Source organism: Helicobacter sp. UBA3407 (genome assembly GCF_949747025.1).
Classification (GTDB): Bacteria; Campylobacterota; Campylobacteria; order Campylobacterales; family Helicobacteraceae; genus Helicobacter_D; species Helicobacter_D ganmani.
Genome location: NZ_CATKCB010000249.1, coordinates 1 through 2,257, shown reverse-complemented (window position 1 = coordinate 2,257; position 2,257 = coordinate 1). Strand labels below are relative to the sequence as shown.

Genomic DNA, 2,257 nt, shown 5'->3' with positions numbered 1-2,257 from the left:
TTTCTTCTACTTCTTTGTTGTTGCCATAGACGATTCCACCAAACAATATCCCTATGACGAATAGAATCTTTTTTATCATTTCTCCTTTATTTCATCTTTATACAAGCTAAAGATTTTAACAAAAATTATTTTAAAATCGCTGAATGCAAGAGGACTATCCACAAAATTTGCAATGTCTTACGCAATCCCGAGCCTCCTTTTGCCTCTTTATGGGAGAGGTGATGTTTAAGAGTGCGGAGAATAAAATCACGTGGGTAAGCGAAGATATTAAGGCTTCACAAGGCTATGCAGGAGCTGCTGCTGACTTTAGCGATTCTATGTAAAGTGCGCTTGATAAGAGACAAGCACATTTTTCCCAATATCAATCGTCTAGACCCTTTTTGAGATTCAGAATCTTTGAAGCTCAAAAAGGGTAAAATAGACCGCAAAAAGCACAAGATAAAGGAAAGTTTATGTTTTTTGACCAAGGTTTTTGGAGCATTTTTCTTCTTGTTTATCATCATTCATTTTCCACTCACTAGCCCTCCTCATTCTTTTATCAATATTTTTTTATCTTTTAATTTTTAAGGGTTTTTATGAAAAAAAAATTATATGTAGGCGCCAATATGGCTTGGTTTTTGGTGATTATAGCGGGAATTATTGAGTGTTTTTGGGCAAGTGGGCTAAAATATGCACAAAGTATGTGGGCGTATAACATAGTTGCACTAGGAATCATTCTTTCGTTTGTGTTAAATCTTGTTGCCTGTCGCGTGCTTGAAGCAAGCACAGTCTATGCAGTATTTGTCGGTATTGGCACAGCAGGAATTGTATCAAGTGAAATCCTCATCTTTGACGAACCATTTTCATTTACCAAAGTCATTTTAATTTTTTTATTGCTTTGTGCAGTCATTGGGTTAAAATTAAGCTCTAAAAGCATCAGAGCGCAGGATTCACGTATCTCCCAATCATTAGGCAGTGAAATTGGCTTGGACGATGTGGTGAAAGAGAAATAGAATGAGTCTAAAAACCGCTTATATTCTGCTTGTGTTTGCAATTCTTACTGAAGTGCTTGCAGTCAATCTTATGAAAGCTAGCGAGGGAGAGATATTTGGCTATGTATGTATGTTTGCATTGCTTGTAGTCTCTTACTACTTTATGGCACTTTCGCTCAAGAGACTTTCTATTAGCGTGGCTTATGCAATTTGGGAAGTTCTTGGAGCGGTTTGTGTAGTGGCAATTAGTATTTTTTATTTCGGTGAAGAGTTGCTATGGACACAAAAGGCAGGCATTGTCTTAAGCTTTTGCGGAATCGCACTGATTAACTATGCCGAGTTAAAGGCACAAAAACGAGGCAAACCTCTAGTGCAATTACCCAACAATGTGGATTCTAAGCTATAAAAGAGTATATAATGGGTTTTGCTCTAGTTATTCTTGCCGCAATTTTAGATATTGTGGCAAATTTATTTCTCAAAAAATCTAATGCTTTTAGGCACAAAGGCTATGCGATTGGTTGCATTTTAATGGTGTGGGCAGCTTTCACGGCACTTTCGTTTGCATTACGGGATTTACCGCTTAGTGTTGCTTATTCTACTTGGGGCGCAGTGGGAATTATTGGCACAGCAGCGGGCGGCTATGTGTTTTTCAAGGAGAGAATCGGGATAATAGGCTATATAGGCATTGCAATCGTCTTATGCGCGGTTATTTTGCTGCATATGGAACCCTGATTTATAAGTTGTTAAAAGGGAAATAATGTATTGGATAATTTTAATTTTGGCAGGTTGTATGGAAATAGGAGGCGTTGCGATGATGAAAAGTTTTACTACAACCAACAAAAAAATCTTTTTGTTGGGACTTTTGTTTTTTATGTCCATTAGCTTTGGTTTATTATCGCTTGCAATGCAAGAAATTTCAATGGGCACAGCTTATGCGATTTGGACAGGAATCGGTGCAGGCGGGGGCGTGCTTATCGGAATCCTTTTTCTGGGAGAGAGTAAAAGTCTCGCAAAACTCACTTGTGTTAGTATGATTATTGTATGTAGCATAGGATTGAAACTTGTATCCCATTGATTTTTGACTTTCCATAATCTAAAACCTCTGCCCTCAATTTTACGATTCTATCTTGTAGGTTTGCTCTGAAGTGGGTGAGTTGCTCGCAATGCTTGAGGGATTAATTGCTACGAGCCTCCCTAAAACTTCTTCTTATTCACATCAGTTAAAATATCATCTGCAATCTTATTAACAGAATGGGTAATATCATTGGTGCTATTGGCTACACTTA

At 37.7% G+C, this 2,257-nt stretch carries 4 protein-coding genes; all 4 read left to right on the top strand.

Translation table 11 applies throughout. The features are described from left to right. The first annotated feature begins 575 nt into the window (after positions 1–575). Genes Q1553_RS08345 through Q1553_RS08330 form a run of 4 tightly spaced genes read left to right on the top strand, consistent with a single transcriptional unit; the run spans position 576 to position 2,046 of the window. Complete coding sequence (locus Q1553_RS08345) at positions 576–992, top strand: multidrug efflux SMR transporter (RefSeq protein ID WP_115551851.1); 417 nt, start codon at positions 576–578, stop codon at positions 990–992. Position 993: 1 nt separating this feature from the next. After that, the gene (locus tag Q1553_RS08340) at positions 994–1,377 is read left to right on the top strand and encodes a multidrug efflux SMR transporter (RefSeq protein ID WP_115551852.1); all 384 of its coding nucleotides are present in this window, start codon (positions 994–996) and stop codon (positions 1,375–1,377) included. Positions 1,378–1,388: 11 nt separating this feature from the next. Then, on the top strand, positions 1,389–1,703 hold the full coding sequence (locus tag Q1553_RS08335) for a multidrug efflux SMR transporter (RefSeq protein ID WP_297580002.1): 315 nt from the start codon (positions 1,389–1,391) through the stop codon (positions 1,701–1,703). A gap of 25 nt (positions 1,704–1,728) precedes the next feature. Further along, positions 1,729–2,046, top strand: coding sequence for a multidrug efflux SMR transporter (locus tag Q1553_RS08330; protein ID WP_115551854.1), 318 nt, complete (start codon positions 1,729–1,731; stop codon positions 2,044–2,046). Positions 2,047–2,257 lie beyond the last annotated feature (211 nt).

Bases quoted from the DNA above. Each gene is read 5' to 3' on its own strand.
- Q1553_RS08345 (WP_115551851.1), top strand. From the start codon at position 576: ATGAAAAAAAAATTATATGTAGGCGCCAATATGGCTTGGTTTTTGGTG.
- Q1553_RS08340 (WP_115551852.1), top strand. From the start codon at position 994: ATGAGTCTAAAAACCGCTTATATTCTGCTTGTGTTTGCAATTCTTACT.
- Q1553_RS08335 (WP_297580002.1), top strand. From the start codon at position 1,389: ATGGGTTTTGCTCTAGTTATTCTTGCCGCAATTTTAGATATTGTGGCA.
- Q1553_RS08330 (WP_115551854.1), top strand. From the start codon at position 1,729: ATGTATTGGATAATTTTAATTTTGGCAGGTTGTATGGAAATAGGAGGC.